A 15976-nucleotide genomic window follows, 5' to 3' on the forward strand; every position below is an offset into this window, starting at 1 on the left:
GCAGGCCTTCACACCGATCGGAGGACGCGCGTCCGTGTTCGACCTGATCTCGAGGTATGACAACCAAATCCTCGATGCGTTCTGGGTAACCATCAAACTCACTTTCTTCTCGGCGATCGGTGCGCTCGTCATCGGTACCGTCGTCGCCGGCATGCGCGTGTCCCCGATTCCGGTCGCGCGCGGGATCGGCGCGGCGTATGTAGCGGTCTTCCGTAACACCCCGCTCACCCTGATCCTGGTATTCACCTCGCTCGGCCTGTACAGCACCCTCGGGTGGAAACTCGGCAGCGACGAGATCAAGGTCATCAACTATCGCTGGGCGATCATCGGACTCAGCGTCTACACCGCCGCTTTCGTCTGCGAGTCGCTGCGGTCGGGCATCAATACCGTCGCGATCGGCCAGTCCGAAGCGGGCCGATCGCTGGGCTTCGGATTCGCCCAGAACCTCCGCTTGATCGTGCTGCCCCAAGCCTTCCGGGCCGTCATCGCGCCCCTGGGCAGTGTGCTGATCGCGCTGACCAAGAACTCGACGGTCGCCTCCGTCATCGGCGTCGCCGAAGCCGCGTACCTGATGGGCGCGATGATCGAGAACGAAGCCGCCATTCTCACTATCGGTGCGATCTTCGCGCTCGGCTTCGTCGTCCTCACCCTGCCGACCGGGCTGTTCTTCGGCTGGCTGGCCAAGCGATACGAGGTGGCACGATGAGCGGCGCTTCGGTTCTGTTCGACGCACCCGGGCCTCGCGCGCGGCTGCGGCACAACCTGTACTCGGTCTTGGTCGTCGTCGTGCTGGTCTTCGCGGGCTGGTGGCTCTACGACGCCTTCGCCGACAAGGACCAGTTCACCGCGGCCAAGTGGAAACCGTTCCTCGAGGCCGAGATCTGGGAAACCTATCTCCTGCCCGGTCTGGAAGGCACCCTCACCGCCGCCGCGATCTCGATCGTCGGCTCGGTGTTCTTCGGCATGATCTTCGGGATCCTGCGCCTGTCGGACCACGCGTGGGTGCGCTGGGTGGCGGGCACGATCGTCGAGCTCGCCCGTGCCATCCCCGTGTTGATCTTGATGATCTTCCTGTTCGCGGTGTTCGGCGACTACGACCTGTTCCCGTCCGATCAGCTCGCGCTGGCCGCGGTGGTCATCGCGCTGATCATCTACAACTCCGCGGTCATCGCCGAGATCGTGCGGGCAGGCATCAAGTCCCTGCCCACGGGACAGACCGAAGCCGCGATGGCACTGGGTCTGCGCAAGAACCAGCTCATGCGGTTGATCCTGCTGCCGCAGGCCGTGACCGCGATGCTGCCCGCTCTGGTCTCACAGATGGTCGTTGTCCTCAAGGACACCGCGCTGGGCTACCAGATCACCTATGTGGAGCTGGTGCGGTCGGGTCAGCAAGAGGGCGCGTCGCTGCAGAACACGATCCCCGCGCTGATCGTCATCGCGCTGATCATGATCTCGCTCAACATGGCGCTGAGCTTCCTGGCCACCACCCTCGAAAAGCGGTTGCGGTCCCGGAAGAAGAGCGGTGGCACCGTACTGGCCGCCGACTCGATCCTCACCGACGCCGCGCCGGGCGTCGACATCACCAAGAAGTAATCACCCCCACGACAGCGGGGCCCGATCCGATCGGATCGGGCCCCGCTGTCGTTTCCTAATCCTCGCCGATGAGGCCGAATTCGCGCAGCAGCGGCCCGATCTCGGTGTCGTCGAGCCTCTTCAGCAGTCGGTGACGGACGAACTCCGGTCCGGGCAGGCTCATCTCCTCACCGTCGCGCAACCGGCTGGTCGCCGCCAGGAGTGACCGGATGTCGTAGGTGGAGCCGAACACCTCCGGTACTCCCCGCTCGATATCGAGCAGCGTGTAGGCCGCCTCCATGCCGGTGCGCACCGAGTACTCGGTGGTGAAAATGCAGTCGCGGGTGGTCTCCGCGAACTGGCCGATGAAGGCGAAGTTGACCGCGCCTGCGGGCACCACGTCAGGCCGGTCACCAGCTTGGCGCGGCATGAAGAACGCGGTGACATACGGCATCATCACCGGCACGCACAGCGCGGCGTCGGCAGCCATCTCCGGGATCTCGGCTTCGGGAACGCCCAGGTGGTACAGCCATTCCTGGGTGATCTCCGCGCCGGTGCAGTCCTGCATCGGCTTCTTCACGAAATCGCCGGGCCGGTCGACGAACAGCGCGTACACCCACACCACGATCTGATCGGCGGGCTGCTGCTTGAAGTGCGGCTGCCGGTTCACCGTCCAGCTCATCAGCCAGGACGAGTCCTGCACGGTCACGATGCCGCCGGTGACCACCTTGCCGCTGAACGGGTCACGCTTGCAGATCTTCTGAATGTAACGCGGGATCCGCTCGTCGAGCGTGGTGACCGTGGCCGATTCCCATTTGGTCTGCGGAATGTGGCCGCCGAACACGTCGGGGTGGCCGAACGCCGGGTCCTTGGCGGCAATGCGTCGCCACAGATCCCAGGCCGGGGCCGGTCCTTCGTCGAGCCTGGCCGCAGTGCGCTGATCGCCCTCGTCCGAGTTCTCGGTGAGCGAGCCGATGGTGACGAACAGCAGATCGTCGGTGGTCAGGTCGACGCCACCGGCGACACCGTCGGCGATCCAGTGCAGGCGCGTTGCCTGTTTGCGTGGACCGGAGATGTCGAAGTCGACGTCGGTGACCTCGGTGTCGAAACGGAACCGCACGCCTTGGTCGAGCAGCCACCGGTACAGCGGCAACACCAACGACTCGTACTGGTTGTACTTGGTGAACTTCAACGCGGAGAAGTCGGGCAGGCCACCGATGTGATGGATGAACCGGTGCAGGTACAGCTTCATCTCGAGCGCACTGTGCCATTCCTCGAACGCGAACATGGTGCGCCAGTACAGCCAGAAGTTGCTCGCCAGGAAATCCGCGCCGAACACCTCATCGATGCGCTTGTTCTCCATCTGCTCACGGGTGGCGAGGAACACCTTCACGATGTCCTTCTGCGCGCGATCGGTGAGCGTGAACAGCCCGTCGGTGTGCGCGTCCTGCCCGCGTTGCACCGTGGCCCGCTGCAGGGAGGAGTTCGGGTCGTCCTTGTTGAGCCAGTAGAACTCGTCGAGCACACTGGCGCCCTCGATCTCCATCGACGGCACCGAACGGTAGAGATCCCACAGACATTCGAAGTGGTTCTCCATCTCGCGGCCGCCGCGGATGACGAAACCCTTCTTCGGTTCCTTGATGCCGTCGAGTGCGCCGCCGGGCAGTGTCAGCCGTTCGAGGACGGTGATCTTCTCGCCGGCCAATTGCCCATCCCTGATGAGGAACGCCGCGCCGGAGAGAGAGGCCAGCCCGGCCCCGACGAACCAGGCCGATTTGCCGTCGACGCCTTCGGGTTTGCGCGGCCGAGCGAACGCTTCGTAGTTGCCATTGCTGTAGTACATCCGACTCCTCTGTCCGATCAGGAAGGTCGAGCGGGACGGTGCGCTGTGCGCGACTACGCGGTGTAGCGGTAGAAGCCCTCTCCTGTGGCGGCGCCGAGCTTGCCCTTGTCGATGTAGTTCTCCTTGAGCCAAATGGCGAGCTTCTTGTGATCGTCGTCGCCGTTGCTCAAGATGTTGTACGGGGTGGTCAGGCCGACGATGTCGAGGATCTGGAACGGGCCCATGGGCGCGCCGGTGGCGATCCGCCAGGTCTCGTCGACGGCGGCGGGTTCGGCGTATCCGCCTGCGGCGAGCTCGATGCCGGAGTTCAGGAACGGCACCAGCAGCGAGTTGAGGACATAACCCGCCTTCTCCTTGTGCAATTCGATCGGCACCATGCCGATGGCCTTCGCGAACTCGACCACCGCGGCGAACACCGCCGGATCGGTCCGCTCGGTGCCCATGACCTCGGCGGTGTTGAACTTCCAGACGTGGTTGGCGAAGTGCAACGCCAGGAACCGATCAGGGCGCCCGGTGTAGTCGACGATGTCACTGGGCAGCAGCGTCGAGGAGTTCGTCGCGAACACGGTCCGTTCGGGCGCGAGCACACCGAGCTTGCCGTACAGGTCGCGTTTGATCTCGAGTACCTCCGGCACCGCCTCGATGATCAGGTCAGCCTCGGCCGCCGCGGTGGCCAGGTCGGCGGTCAGGGTGATGCCCGCCGCGGTCGCTGTGGTGTTGCTGGCATCTGCGCCCGCCACGTCCTGCTGGTACACGGTGGCAAGTTCGTCGAAACGGGTGCGCGCGGCGGTGAGCGCCGCGTCATTGATGTCGTATGCGGTGACGTCGAATCCGTGGAATGCGGTCTGAAAGGCGATCTGGGATCCGAGCACCCCCGTTCCGAGTACTGTCACCTTGCGGAATGCGATGGTCATGCGTCGGCCTCCCAGTCTGGACGCGGCCCCCACCGCTCCGCGTCGCGGTTTCCGGTTGTCTCTACCGCCGTCCATCATGGCCCGCGAAGCTGAGGCTGTGGTGTGCGCGACCCACGTGTTCCGGACATCTCGGGCGCGATGCCGGTAACAGTTCGGCAAACCGCCGCGGTGGCTCAGCCCGCGGTGACCAAGCCCTGCGCCACCATCCAGTCGCGGGCGACATCGGCGGGTTCGCGGCCGTCGATGTCGACCTGACGGTTGAGTTCGGTGATCACCTCGTTGGTGAGGCGCGCCGAGATCGGGGCCATCACCTCGACGACCTGGGGATGGGCGTCGGCGAAGTCGCGGTGCATGACCAGCGACGCGTTGTACTTCGGGAAGAAGGCCTTGTCGTCTTCGAGAAGTACCAATTCGAGGGCGGGGATGCGCCCGTCGGTGGCGGCGACCGAGCCGAAGCGGCACTGTTTCGCGTCGGCGGTGGCCTGGTAGACGAGCGCGTCCTGGACGATCTGACGCTGCGCTTTCTCGAGATCGATCCCGTAGGCGCCTGCCAGTCCGGGATAGCCGTCCGGGCGGACATTGAACTCGGTGCCGACACAGGTGGTCGCGGCGCCGGGATCCTTCGCGACGAGTGCGGCGTAGTCCGACAGGGTGCGCACCCCGGTTTCCTCGGCGGTGCCCTTACTCGTGACGAGCGCGTAGGTGTTGTTCATCGGTGCCATCGCCGCCCACACCATGTTGTGTTCGGCGAGGTCGGCGTCGCGGACCGCCTCGAACTGGGCGGCCTCGGTCGGGATCGGCTTCTCCTTGCCGAGATAGTTGATCCAGCCGGTGCCGGTGTAGTCGTAGGCGATATCGATCTGGCCGTTCAGTTGCGCGTCACGCAAGCTGTTGGAGCCTTGGATATTGGTCAGGTCACGCACATTCGCGCCCGCGGCGGTCAGTGCGAATTCGATCATGTAGCCGAGGATGTTGGCCTCGGTGAAATCCTTGGAGCCCACCGTGACCGCGACACCGTCGAGTTCGGGCACCGGCGTGATGCTGCCCGGCCCGACGGCCAGTGGCACCGAACCACCCGACTGCAGGCCACAACTCGCGAGCACCAGCACACTCAGGACCGGGGCGAGCCCACGCAACAATCCGGTGAACCTCACCGCAACCCCCTCGGGCCGAGGAACTGTTCGGCCAGTGCGCCCAGCCAGTCGACGAACAGTGCCAGCGCGACGGCGAGCACTGCCCCGAGCGTCAGGGTGACGGTGTCGCGCAACTTGTAGCCGGTATCGATGAGAATGCCGAGTCCGCCCGCGCTCACCATGAACGACAGGGTCGCCGTGCCGACGGCCAGCACCAACGAGGTCCGCAGGCCCGCCAGAATGTAGGGCACGGCAAGCGGGAACTCGATGCGGCGCAGGACGAGTCCGGCCGACATGCCCTGTCCCCTGCCCGCGTCGATCAGGTCGGGGTCGACCTGCTGGTAACCCAGGATGGTGTTGCGCAGCACCGGCAGCAGCGCGGTGACCGCGATCGGCGCGACACCCACCCAGAACCCGGTGGTGCGAGTGACCAGATAACACAGCACGATCAGGCCGATCGCGGGCGCCGAGGCCCCGATATTGGCGATGCCGACGAAAAACGGTGCGAGACGGCGGAATCGGTGCCGGGTGAGCAAGGTCCCGAGCGGCACTGCCACCACGACGACGATGAGCACCACGGCTGCCGTGATCAGGATGTGCTGCCAGGTCACCTGGGCGACATTGCGCACGCTGATGCTGGCCTGCTGGGTGACGGTGAGATCGCGCCGGAACGCCCAGACGAGCACACCGACGGTGAGGATCGCCACGATCACCGGCTGGGCGAGCAGCCGCAGGAATTCGGCCCGGCGCTGGGTGGCGGGGGCCGCTGTCACCGCGGGCGCATCGATGATCGCACCGGCTGTCATGCCGGCGCCGTTTCGGTCGCGGCGAGGTGGTTGATCAGCGTGTCGACGGTGACGATCCCGGTATACGCGCCGGTGTTGTCGACAACGACGGCGGAGGCGGTGCGTTCGGTGAGCAGCGCGGCGAGTGCGTCCTGGAGCGTGGCGTCGGCGGGGAGGGTGGTGCCGATCGGGGTGCCGAGGTCACGCAGTGAATCCGCGTGGGCGAGTTCGTCGGTCCTCACCCGCCGGGTCGGGCGGCGTTGCGGGTCGAGCACGATGCCCCAGGTGCGGTCCGCGTCGCGCAGGGTGGTGGCCAAGGCCGTGGGGGTGGTGTCGTCGGTGGCGGTGACACCCTGGTCCAGGTCGAGGTCGGCGAGAACGGCGAGGCTGAGGCGGTCGATGGTGGCGGTGGCGCCGACGAATCCGGCGACCGTCTCGTCGGCGGGGGCGGCCAGGATCGCGGCGGGGGTGTCGTACTGCAGGATGCGGGAGCGGTCGCCGAGCACGGCGATGCGGTCGCCCAGCTTCACCGCCTCACCGAAGTCGTGGGTGACGAAGACGATGGTCTTGCCGAGTTCGCTTTGCAGGCGGAGCAATTCGTCCTGCAGCAGTGCGCGGGTGATCGGGTCGACGGCGCCGAACGGCTCGTCCATCAGCAGGACCGGCGGGTCCGCCGCCAGCGCCCTGGCCACACCGATGCGCTGCTGCTGTCCGCCGGACAGCTGGCGGGGGTAGCGGTTGCGGTAGGTGTCGGGGTCGAGGCCGACGAGGGTGAGCATCTCGTCGGTGCGCTCAGCGGTGCGGCGCCGGTCCCAGCCGAGCAGGCCCGGCACCGTGGCGATGTTCTTGGCGACGGTCATGTGCGGGAACAGTCCGGCCTGCTGGATCGAATAGCCGATGCCGCGGCGTAATTCGTCGGCGTCGATCGCGCTCGCGTCGCGGCCGCCGATGGTGACGGTGCCCGAGGTGGGTTCGATCAGCCGGTTGATCATCCGCATGGTGGTGGTCTTGCCGCAGCCGGAGGGGCCGACCAACACCACGACCTCCCCGGCCGGGATGGTCATGGAGACCTCGTCGACCGCGGGTTCGGGCTGTTCGGGATAACGCTTGGTGACCCGGTCGAGGACGATCTCGACCCCGGAGACCGCGGCAGCCGTCGCCGCGTTGGTGGTTTCGATGTCAGTCACGAATTCCCCTCGGAATAGTGAGCCGTCCGAGCAGAACAAGGACGCCGTCGAGTGCGAGTGCGAGCACGACGATGAGGACCGTGCCGGTGAGCGCCTGCGGCACCGCGTTCGGGCTGCCGAGCCGGGAGAGCCCGGAGAAGATCACGTTGCCGAGGCCGGGGCCCTTCGCATAGGCCGCCAGCGCCAGGATGCCCATGATCATCTGGGTACTGACCCGCATGCCGGTGAGAATGGACGGCCAGGCGAGTGGCAGTTCGATCTTGGTCAGCAGCCGCAACCGGTTCATGCCGACACCGCGCGCGGCATCGGTCACCGCCGGATCCACCGACGACAATCCGAGCACGGTATTGCGCAGGATCGGCAGCAGCGCGTACAGCACCAAGGCCACGATCGTCGGCGCGACACCGAGCCCGAGAAACGGGATCAGCAGCCCGAGCAGCGCGAACGAGGGCACCGTCAAAATCGCCCCCGCCGTAGCGGTAGCGGCGGCGGACCCGAGCGGACTCCGGTACACCAGCACCCCGAGCGCCACCGCGATCACGGTCCCGATCACCAGCGACTGCACCACCGCGGACACGTGAAGGTAAGAATCGACCAGCAGTTGTTCTCGCCGGTTCACCACAAACGACCACAACGCGTCCAGGGCTGACCTCCCCGTCGTTCGGCGGCCGCCTACGGCCCTGCTCCCCGGAGTGCCCACCCCGAATCGGGTGAAACATCCCGTCCCCACATCCACCGCATCATCGAGGCGGCGAATCTACCTGCGCGAAAACATGTTTCACCGGCGCGGTCATCCTACGCCCCGCGAACAACCCGCGCGCAATTTCAGTGCTCATCGCTGCGCCTGCGACAGTTCGGCTTTCACGATCGCAAAGGCCGTGGCTGGGCTGTACCCGCGGCGGGCCAGCATGTCGACCAGGCGCCGGGTGGCCTTGGTGCGGTCCAGATCGGCGGGCATGGACCGGAGTTTGCGCCGGACCAGGTCGATGGCGGCCTGTTCGTCGCCAGGAGTCGGGCGCCCGGTCGAACGGCGGGCAGCATCCGGTTCGGTCGGCTCGTTCTCGGAGACAGCGCGGGCTGGGCGGGGCGGGGTGTGCTCGAACCCCGCTTCGTCCAGTTCGGTGGTGACGACGGCGAAGGCGGTGGACTGGTCGTAGCCGCGGCGGGCGAGCATGCCGACGAGGCGGCGGACCGCTTTGTCGCGGTCCAGGTCCGGGGGCAGGGTGCGGAGTTTGCGGCGGACCAGGTCGGCGGCGCGGGCTCGTTCGGCGTCGTCGGTGACCGTCGACAACGCCTCGGCGGCATCGTTGGGGGCGACGCCTTTCTCACGCAGCTCACGTTGGAGTGCCTTTCTGCCCCGGCCGGAGTAGGTGTGTCGTTCGTGGACCCACTGTTCGGCGAATGACGCGTCGTTGATCAGGCCGATTTCGGTGAACCGTTCGAGGGCGGCCGCTGTCACCTCGAGGCGGAACCCCTTCTCGCCGAGGCGCTTCTCCAATTCGGCGCGGCTGCGAGCCCGCACCGAGAGCAATCGCAGGCACACGTCCTTGGCCTGTTCCAGGGTCGCATCGGGACGGTCGCCCGCGGCGAGCCGGCGTGTGCCGGCCCGCCTGTCGGGCTCTCCCGGCTGGGATCCGGCCGCCACCGGATCCGCCTGCCGTCCGTCGTCACCACCGACGACGGTCGACAGGGAGACTTCGTCGCGCCGCGCGGACTTGCGTTCGCGTCGTGCGCCGCGGGGTCGTCGCCGACCCTCGCTCCCCCACTCTTCATGATCATCACCAACCCGCGCAGCGAAATGCGGTGGTTTGTCACCATCGGCGAATCCGGTCGGGTGCGCGCGCTGCGGATCGCCCGCACCCGACCGAATCCTCTCCGCGTCCGGGTCGGCTCGTTTGTCACGAGCCGACCGGACGAGTCCATCGGCCGTGCCCCTGCCACGGCCCTGCACGGGCGATGTCATCGGCTCGGGCTCGACCTCGATTCCGAGGCGGGCCAGCTGCCTGCGCATGTCTTCGACCGGGTCGGCCGAATCGCGGTGGCCGCCGAGGCTCGGCGTGGTCATCGGGTCAGAAGTCGGCGGGCGCGTCGGCCTCGGCGGTCAGTACGGCGCCGATGCCGAGCTTCTCCTTGATCTTCTTCTCGATCTCGTCGCACACGTCCTTGTTCTCCAGCAGGAACTTGCGGGCGTTCTCCTTGCCCTGGCCCAGCTGATCACCCTCGTAGGTGTACCAGGAACCGGACTTGCGGACGAAGCCGTGCTCGACGCCCATGTCGATGAGCGAGCCCTCCTTGGAGATACCGTGGCCGTAGAGGATGTCGAACTCGGCCTGCTTGAACGGCGGCGCGACCTTGTTCTTGACGACCTTCACCCGGGTGCGGTTACCGACCGCGTCGGTGCCGTCCTTGAGGGTCTCGATGCGACGCACGTCCAGGCGCACGGAGGCGTAGAACTTCAGCGCCTTACCACCGGTGGTGGTCTCGGGCGAGCCGAACATGACGCCGATCTTCTCGCGCAGCTGGTTGATGAAGATGGCGGTGGTGCCGGAGTTGCTGAGCGCACCGGTCATCTTGCGCAGTGCCTGGCTCATGAGGCGGGCCTGCAGACCGACGTGGCTGTCGCCCATCTCGCCTTCGATTTCCGCACGCGGCACCAGGGCGGCGACGGAGTCGATGACGAGGATGTCGATGGCGCCGGAGCGCACCAGCATGTCGGCGATCTCCAGCGCCTGCTCACCGGTATCGGGCTGGGAGACCAGCAGCGCGTCGGTGTCGACGCCCAGCTTGCGGGCGTAGTCGGGGTCCAGGGCGTGCTCGGCGTCGATGAAGGCGGCGACACCGCCCGCGGCCTGGGCGTTGGCGACCGCGTGGAGCGCGACGGTGGTCTTACCCGAGGATTCCGGGCCGTAGATCTCCACGACGCGACCGCGTGGCAACCCGCCGATGCCGAGCGCGATGTCGAGCGCGATGGAGCCGGTGGGGATGACAGCGATCGGCTGACGCGTCTCCTCACCCAGACGCATGACCGCGCCCTTGCCGAAGCTCTTCTCCACCTGCGCCAGTGCCAGTTCCAGCGCTTTGTCGCGATCGTAGGCCTGCGGTGCCATGATGTGTGCCCCTTCTCGAGGTGAGTGTCTCTCTGGTTGGCGCCCACAGTAGAGGCCGGCACCGACAAGTTCTGGCGCCCAGGTTAGTCGAACACCCATTCGAGTCAAGCGACGCGCCCGCCAACACGCGAAGCGGCCGCCCAGTCCGGCAATCCGGCAGCGAGACCGCGCGTCAGTGCTGTGGCAGCACCGAGTCGTCGTCCTCGGCGCGCGGCCCGAAGATCCGCCGCCGCGCTTGCTCGATGCGCACATCGTTGATGCTGGCCTCACGCCGCGCCATCCGCCCGTCCGCCGCGAACTCCCACTGCTCGTTGCCGTAGCTGCGCCACCACTGCCCGGACTCGTCGTGCCATTCGTACTGGAAGCGCACGGCGATGCGGTTGTCGTGGAAAGCCCACAGTTCCTTGCGCAACGCGTAGCCGTTCTCGGTCGACCATTTGCGGGTCAGGAAGTCGACGATCGCGGCATGGCCGGTGAAGAACTCATCACGGTTACGCCATACCGAATCCTCGGTGTAGGCGGCGGCGACTCGTTCGGGATCCCTGGTGTTCCAAGCGTTTTCGGCGGCACGCACTTTCGAACGCGCGGATTCGAGATCGAAGGGTGGCAGCGGAGGTCGCACGGGACAAGCCTTTCGGGGAGGTCATGGGTTGTTCGGGGAGAGTTCGGGCGGGCCCCAGCGCACAGCGAGCGCGCCGGGGCGTTCGATCACCTCGTCGACGACGAAGTCGACGGCGCACTGCGCACCGGTGGTGAATACCGCCGCATCCCAGACGAGTTCGGCGCGGCCGGTGAGTTGCAGCAGCGCACCGTTCGACCAGTCGGCGACGAGCAGCCCGCAGCGCGGTTGCACCATGAGGTTGCCCAGTGTCATGAACATCGAGTTGCCGCGATAGTCCGGCCAGCGCAGCTGAGTCGGCGAAAGCACCTGCAGGAAGCCGGGATTGCCACCGCGATGGGAGGCGTCGGCGTGCCCGTCGGCATCGGCGGTGGCGACGAAGAAGGTATCCGCGGCTCCGATCATCTCGACCGCGGCGGTGGTCAATGCCGTGCCGCGCCGCACCGGGCCGGGCGACCCCAGCGCCGACATCTCCCGAATGTGCCTGCGCGAGATGTACTTCGGACAGTTCGCGTAGACCTGGTCGGTGGCGATCCGCACCCCACCGTCGCGCACCGCCGACCTACCGTTGACGCGCATCCGACGGCGGCGCTGCGGTTGCAGGGCGATCAGCCCGACCTCCACCGCACCCGCCAGCGCCGCCGACAAAGGATCAGCGTCATCGAGCCGGGTGTCGATGTCGATGGTCGCGGCACCGACGGCGCGCACGAACCCGGCGGGACCGGTGAGCGGACTCGCCCACAGGCGCCCCGCCGGATCGGCGGCACCGAGCACCACCATCGATTGCTCGGCCAGGAAGGACGCGGCCACCGCCGGGATCTCGGCGCGGATCGAACGGCCGACGCGGGCAGCCACCTCGGCCTGCCCCATGCGCTGCTGCACGGCCTGCTCTCCGGAGTGGAACATAAATCCTCATCCTTCCTGGTCGATGACGTGCCAGAGCCTGTGAATCAGAAGAATCCGCACGTCGGGGCAGGTCCGGCCGGGGCAGGTGCGGAGTCGGCGCCCAGCGGGGCGAAGACCTCGAGTCGGATGCCGTCGGGGTCGGCGAAGAAGACGCCACCGGAGGACGCGCCCTCGCCGTGCGCGACCACACCGTCGTGGAAGAACTCGGCATCGAGCGCCCGCAGCGCCCCTTCGACGACGCGCACCGTGTCCAGATCGTCGACCTGGAACGACAGGTGATGCAAACCCGGTGTGCTGGTGGAGAATTCGCCGCTGCTCTGCTGCCACAGCGTGAGCACCAACGCACCGCCCTGCCCCAGGAAGGCCCAGCGACGATCGCCGTCGGCGCCGGTGCCGAGCTGTTCGAAGCCGAGGCCTCGGCAATAGAAGTCGACGGAACGGTCGAGGTCGGCGACGTTGAGTCCGATGTGACCGGTGGTGAGCGCGGGTGCGGCGACGGTGGTCATGGTTTCCTCCCGGAATGTTTAACTGTCTATCGGTCGTTGAACAGTTAGAACATAGGATGGAGTCACCCCCTTCGTCAACCCTTGAAATACATTTAGACAGTTAGGAGGATCGTGTTGGTAGCCTCTGGCATGCGCGATCCCCGTCCGCACACCGGCGAACCGCCCGCTCTCGACCTGCTCAACACCCGGTGGGCGGGCGCCGAACCCGGCGATCTGCTCGCCGACCTCGACGGGCTGCGCACCTGGCTGGAGCTCATCGGGCTCGCCGATCGCGTCCCCGCCGACGAGCACGCCCGCACCGCGCTGCACACCGCGCGCGATGCCGTGCACGACGCCGTCACCCGCGCCGATCACCACGCGCTGAATCGGGTCCTCGGCCACGGCCGCATCCGCCGCGAACTCACCGACACGGGCCCACGCGACATCCCCGAGGTCGACGACCCGGCGTGGCTACCCGGCTGGCTCGCCGCCGACAACCTGCTGCACCTGATCGCCGAGGCACCGCACCGGATCCGCCAGTGCGCGCACCCCGACTGCGTGCTGTTCTTCTACGACACGTCCAAGAACGGCACGCGTCGCTGGCATTCGATGGCGACATGCGGCAATCGCACCAAGGCCGCGCGCCACTACGCCAAGAGCACGTGAGGCCGACCCCGTCACGGCACATCGCCGGTCACGGCCGGTGTCAGAACAATTCGTCGAGCAGCCGGTAGTAGTCGAGCTTGGTGCTATCGGGTTCGGTCAGGCCGTAGGCGGTGTAGAAGGCCGCGACCGCTTCGATGCCGAAGTCCCCGGCCAGGTCGCGCTCGGCCAGTGCCAGGTCGCGATAGCGGTCGCCGCGGCCCAGTGCCGCGACATCGATCAGCAGGCCGCCGGTGAGCACGTTGCCCGGCGTGAAATCCCCGTGTGTGACCACCATGTCCTCGGTGGGTGGGCGCCGCTGCTGGAGTTGCCCGAGCACCTCGGCAGGCGAGAGACCGCGGTGGTCGTCGTCGAAATCCGTGGCGTCGGCGAAACCCTCGACCACATTGCGGTGGGCCCTGGCCAGGGTCACGGCGAGACCGGCGTCGAAGGGGCAGTCCGTCACCGGAAGGTCGTGCAGCGCACGCAGCGCCCGGCCCATCTGCGTGCCGGTGTCGATCGGATCAGCGTGTCCGGCCAGCGATCCGCCTGCGTCGGCGAGCACGAGGACGTCCTCGGCGAACGCGGCCACCGTCGGCACCGCGATCGCGTTGTCGCGCAACCAGCTCAGCCGCGCGTGCTCGGCCACCGCGCGCGGCCCGCGTTTGATCCAGTACCCGCCCGAGCGCACGAGGTTCCCGTCACGGCCCTCGTGCTCATCCGACCACGCGGGCACCGGCCCGAGCAGTTCCTCGATCACCGGCGGCAGCGGCAGGGCCAGCTCGTCGAGGTGATCCAGCGCCGCGCGGGTGGATTCGATGAGTTCGGGTTCGCCGTCGGCCACCCGCAGTCGCATGGCCTCGTTGAGCAGCTGACGCGCCTCCTGCGGGCGATGTTGTTCGGCCAGTGACTTGCCGAGGTGGTGGGCGGCGAAGGAGACCAGGTCCGGGTCGAGCGCGCGGCTGGCGTGCAGGGCCCGGCGGTAGAGGATCTCGGCCATCGCCGGTTCGCCCTGATACCGGTAGACATCGGCCAGATTGATCCAGACGGTGACCCGGCGCCGCTCGGTATCGGCCAGTTCGAGGGCCTGATCGAGCCGGTCGAGGGCCTCCTCGTAGCGCCCGAGCAGCATCAACGCGATGCCGAGCCTGCGCAGGCCGGGGAAGTCGTCGGGGTCGGCGAGGGCGACCCTGCCCGCGAGGGTCTCCGGGTCGACCGGGATCATCCGCAACCGCTCGTCGAACCGATACGGTCGCGTATCCGAGTTCTGCGCTGTCACGGCCATTGCCTGGTCACCACCGGTTCGGGGGTACGTCGAAGTCGGCACACAGCGCCCGCCACACGTCGCGTGGGTCGACACCGTTGTCGATCGCTACCGACCCCGTGCGCCCCAACTGGGGTATCACGTGATCGGTCAGCATGGCGTCGGCGCGCGCCACGCCGAACTCGGTGTGCATCAGCTCCTGGAATTCGGTCAATCGCACGTTGCCCAAGATACTCGCGCCAGGTCACAGCCGACAGTGCCGCATGGCGCCCACTGCCACAGCCCTGGCGCCCGGCTACCGCTTCGCGGCGTGGTGACAGACCTGGACCGGGTCCTCGACCTCCGCCAGACCCGCGGCGGCGGCGCGGGCCGACTCGGCGTAGGCGGGGTCGTCGAGTACCTTGCGCACCGCGGCGCCGACCGCTTCGGGAGTGAGTGGCCGCACCAGCACCGAACTGCCCTGCCGCACCGCCCGATTGGCGAGTTCCCACTGGTCACCGCCGCCGGGGACGGTCACCACCGGCACGCCCGCCGCCAGGGACTTGGCGAGCAGGCCGTGTCCGCCGCCGCCGACGACGACCGCGGCGTGGGTGAGCAGTTCGTCCTGGCGACCGAGGCCCGCGGTGGCCCAGTCCGGCAGGTCCGCGGGTGGGGTGTCCAAGGTCGAGATGGCCGCGCGCACACCGAGTCCGGCCAGACCGGCCAGGACGGTGTCGACCATGTCGGCGATGCCGGTGTGCGCGGTCGACGGCGCCACCATCACCAGCGCGGCATCGCCGGGTGGCAGCGGGAGTACGGCGTCGGTGGGCTCCCACAGCAGCGGTCCGATGACGTGGGTGTCGTCGGGCCAGTCCGGGCGGTCCATCTCCAGCGCGGGCAGGGTGGCGATCAGGCGCGCGGTGGGACCGGGGTCTTCGGCGGGCAGGCCGATGGTTTCACGGGCCGCCGAGCGCTGCCGCTGGCCGTTGCGGACCGCACGCGCGGTCATCGTGCGCAGGACGCCGTCGCGCATCCGGCCGCGCACACCCTCCCCCGGCGCCAGCCCACTGCCGATCGGCGGCAACGCTCTCGAGGGCAGGTAGAGCGGGTGCGGGGAGAGTTCGACCCACGGCAGCCCCAGCCGCTCGGCTGCCATCCCGCCGCCCGCGGTGAGGACGTCGGAGACGACCAGGTCCGGCAGCATCGCGCTCAGTTCGGGCAGGTTCTCGGCGGCGATGTGGGCGGCGCGCTCGTGGATCCGGGCACCCGCGTCGGTGTCGTCGTCGGTGGGGCGCGGTGCGAGACCCTTGAGCTTGCGCACGCTGATACCCGCCGAGCGTGCCTGATCCAGCCATCTCGCTCCGGTGAACAACACGGGCTCGTCGCCCGCGGCCAGCAATCGCAGACACAACGCGATCGCGGGAAACGCATGCCCTGGATCGGGCCCGGCCACCACAGCTATTCGCATTCGCCCACCCTGCCATATCCCCAGGCCGCACCCACCCCAGCCGCCCGAACCGGATTTCTGCGATACCTTGGC

General features: G+C 67.7%; 17 protein-coding genes and 1 pseudogene. 3 read left to right on the forward strand and 15 right to left on the reverse strand.

Annotated elements, in window-relative coordinates; translation table 11 throughout:
* Positions 1–34 precede the first annotated feature (34 nt).
* Together ACLJPD_RS00635 and ACLJPD_RS00640 are read left to right on the forward strand one after the other, a co-directional pair.
* Positions 35–706 carry an amino acid ABC transporter permease gene (locus ACLJPD_RS00635; protein WP_410869691.1) on the forward strand — a complete coding sequence of 224 codons (672 nt, stop codon included), beginning with the start codon at positions 35–37 and terminating at the stop codon, positions 704–706.
* On the forward strand, positions 703–1593 hold the full coding sequence (locus ACLJPD_RS00640) for an amino acid ABC transporter permease (protein ID WP_410869692.1): 891 nt from the start codon (positions 703–705) through the stop codon (positions 1591–1593). Before ACLJPD_RS00635 ends, ACLJPD_RS00640 begins: the two co-directional genes overlap by 4 nt.
* A gap of 55 nt (positions 1594–1648) precedes the next feature.
* Here the strand turns inward: ACLJPD_RS00640 and ACLJPD_RS00645 are convergent, their stop codons facing one another.
* The 12 genes and pseudogenes from ACLJPD_RS00645 to ACLJPD_RS00700 form a co-directional block, all read right to left on the reverse strand.
* Complete coding sequence (locus tag ACLJPD_RS00645; RefSeq protein WP_410869693.1) at positions 1649–3415, reverse strand: oleate hydratase; 1767 nt, start codon at positions 3413–3415, stop codon at positions 1649–1651.
* A gap of 53 nt (positions 3416–3468) precedes the next feature.
* Positions 3469–4329, reverse strand: a complete 861-nt coding sequence (locus ACLJPD_RS00650) for a 3-hydroxyacyl-CoA dehydrogenase (protein WP_410869694.1) — start codon at positions 4327–4329, stop codon at positions 3469–3471.
* A gap of 173 nt (positions 4330–4502) precedes the next feature.
* Positions 4503–5483, reverse strand: coding sequence for a glycine betaine ABC transporter substrate-binding protein (locus ACLJPD_RS00655; RefSeq protein ID WP_410869695.1), 981 nt, complete (start codon positions 5481–5483; stop codon positions 4503–4505).
* Positions 5480–6268 carry an ABC transporter permease gene (locus ACLJPD_RS00660; protein ID WP_410869696.1) on the reverse strand — a complete coding sequence of 263 codons (789 nt, stop codon included), beginning with the start codon at positions 6266–6268 and terminating at the stop codon, positions 5480–5482. Before ACLJPD_RS00660 ends, ACLJPD_RS00655 begins: the two co-directional genes overlap by 4 nt.
* Positions 6265–7434, reverse strand: a complete 1170-nt coding sequence (locus ACLJPD_RS00665) for an ABC transporter ATP-binding protein (RefSeq protein ID WP_410869697.1) — start codon at positions 7432–7434, stop codon at positions 6265–6267. The genes ACLJPD_RS00660 and ACLJPD_RS00665 overlap by 4 nt, the downstream gene beginning before the upstream one ends.
* Positions 7427–8077, reverse strand: a complete 651-nt coding sequence (locus tag ACLJPD_RS00670) for an ABC transporter permease (RefSeq protein ID WP_410871876.1) — start codon at positions 8075–8077, stop codon at positions 7427–7429. Before ACLJPD_RS00670 ends, ACLJPD_RS00665 begins: the two co-directional genes overlap by 8 nt.
* 189 nt (positions 8078–8266) lie before the next feature.
* Positions 8267–8551 (reverse strand): hypothetical protein, encoded by a 285-nt coding sequence (locus tag ACLJPD_RS00675; RefSeq protein WP_410871877.1) that lies wholly within the window; start codon positions 8549–8551, stop codon positions 8267–8269.
* Positions 8531–9079 (reverse strand): annotated as a pseudogene (locus ACLJPD_RS00680) (regulatory protein RecX); the annotation flags it as partial. The pseudogene ACLJPD_RS00680 and the gene ACLJPD_RS00675, both read right to left, overlap by 21 nt.
* 424 nt (positions 9080–9503) lie before the next feature.
* The gene (recA, locus tag ACLJPD_RS00685) at positions 9504–10541 is read right to left on the reverse strand and encodes a recombinase RecA (protein ID WP_410869698.1); all 1038 of its coding nucleotides are present in this window, start codon (positions 10539–10541) and stop codon (positions 9504–9506) included.
* Between the two features lie 172 nt (positions 10542–10713).
* Complete coding sequence (locus ACLJPD_RS00690) at positions 10714–11163, reverse strand: nuclear transport factor 2 family protein (RefSeq protein WP_410869699.1); 450 nt, start codon at positions 11161–11163, stop codon at positions 10714–10716.
* Positions 11164–11184: 21 nt separating this feature from the next.
* Entirely contained in the window at positions 11185–12066 is an 882-nt protein-coding gene (locus tag ACLJPD_RS00695) for a pyridoxamine 5'-phosphate oxidase family protein (protein WP_410869700.1), read from the reverse strand.
* A 44-nt stretch (positions 12067–12110) separates the two neighbouring features.
* Positions 12111–12572, reverse strand: a complete 462-nt coding sequence (locus ACLJPD_RS00700; RefSeq protein WP_410869701.1) for a VOC family protein — start codon at positions 12570–12572, stop codon at positions 12111–12113.
* 129 nt (positions 12573–12701) lie between these two features.
* Between ACLJPD_RS00700 and ACLJPD_RS00705 the strand changes: the two genes are divergently transcribed.
* On the forward strand, positions 12702–13217 hold the full coding sequence (locus ACLJPD_RS00705; RefSeq protein WP_410871878.1) for a CGNR zinc finger domain-containing protein: 516 nt from the start codon (positions 12702–12704) through the stop codon (positions 13215–13217).
* A gap of 40 nt (positions 13218–13257) precedes the next feature.
* On the opposite strand, the gene ACLJPD_RS00710 is transcribed toward ACLJPD_RS00705, so the two are convergent.
* The 3 genes from ACLJPD_RS00710 to ACLJPD_RS00720 form a co-directional block, all read right to left on the reverse strand.
* Complete coding sequence (locus ACLJPD_RS00710) at positions 13258–14478, reverse strand: tetratricopeptide repeat protein (protein WP_410869702.1); 1221 nt, start codon at positions 14476–14478, stop codon at positions 13258–13260.
* A 7-nt stretch (positions 14479–14485) separates the two neighbouring features.
* Positions 14486–14677, reverse strand: coding sequence for a DUF3046 domain-containing protein (locus ACLJPD_RS00715; RefSeq protein WP_410869703.1), 192 nt, complete (start codon positions 14675–14677; stop codon positions 14486–14488).
* A gap of 75 nt (positions 14678–14752) precedes the next feature.
* Positions 14753–15904, reverse strand: coding sequence for a glycosyltransferase (locus ACLJPD_RS00720; RefSeq protein WP_410869704.1), 1152 nt, complete (start codon positions 15902–15904; stop codon positions 14753–14755).
* Positions 15905–15976: the final 72 nt, after the last annotated feature.

Origin of the sequence: Nocardia sp. A7 (assembly GCF_046549215.1) — a bacterium.
GTDB lineage: Bacteria > Actinomycetota > Actinomycetes > Mycobacteriales > Mycobacteriaceae > Nocardia.

Bases quoted from the DNA above. Each gene is read 5' to 3' on its own strand.
- ACLJPD_RS00640 (WP_410869692.1), top strand. From the start codon at position 703: ATGAGCGGCGCTTCGGTTCTGTTCGACGCACCCGGGCCTCGCGCGCGG.
- ACLJPD_RS00645 (WP_410869693.1), bottom strand. From the start codon at position 3,415: ATGTACTACAGCAATGGCAACTACGAAGCGTTCGCTCGGCCGCGCAAA.
- ACLJPD_RS00650 (WP_410869694.1), bottom strand. From the start codon at position 4,329: ATGACCATCGCATTCCGCAAGGTGACAGTACTCGGAACGGGGGTGCTC.
- ACLJPD_RS00660 (WP_410869696.1), bottom strand. From the start codon at position 6,268: ATGACAGCCGGTGCGATCATCGATGCGCCCGCGGTGACAGCGGCCCCC.
- recA (WP_410869698.1), bottom strand. From the start codon at position 10,541: ATGGCACCGCAGGCCTACGATCGCGACAAAGCGCTGGAACTGGCACTG.
- ACLJPD_RS00695 (WP_410869700.1), bottom strand. From the start codon at position 12,066: ATGTTCCACTCCGGAGAGCAGGCCGTGCAGCAGCGCATGGGGCAGGCC.
- ACLJPD_RS00700 (WP_410869701.1), bottom strand. From the start codon at position 12,572: ATGACCACCGTCGCCGCACCCGCGCTCACCACCGGTCACATCGGACTC.
- ACLJPD_RS00705 (WP_410871878.1), top strand. From the start codon at position 12,702: ATGCGCGATCCCCGTCCGCACACCGGCGAACCGCCCGCTCTCGACCTG.
- ACLJPD_RS00710 (WP_410869702.1), bottom strand. From the start codon at position 14,478: ATGGCCGTGACAGCGCAGAACTCGGATACGCGACCGTATCGGTTCGAC.
- ACLJPD_RS00720 (WP_410869704.1), bottom strand. From the start codon at position 15,904: ATGCGAATAGCTGTGGTGGCCGGGCCCGATCCAGGGCATGCGTTTCCC.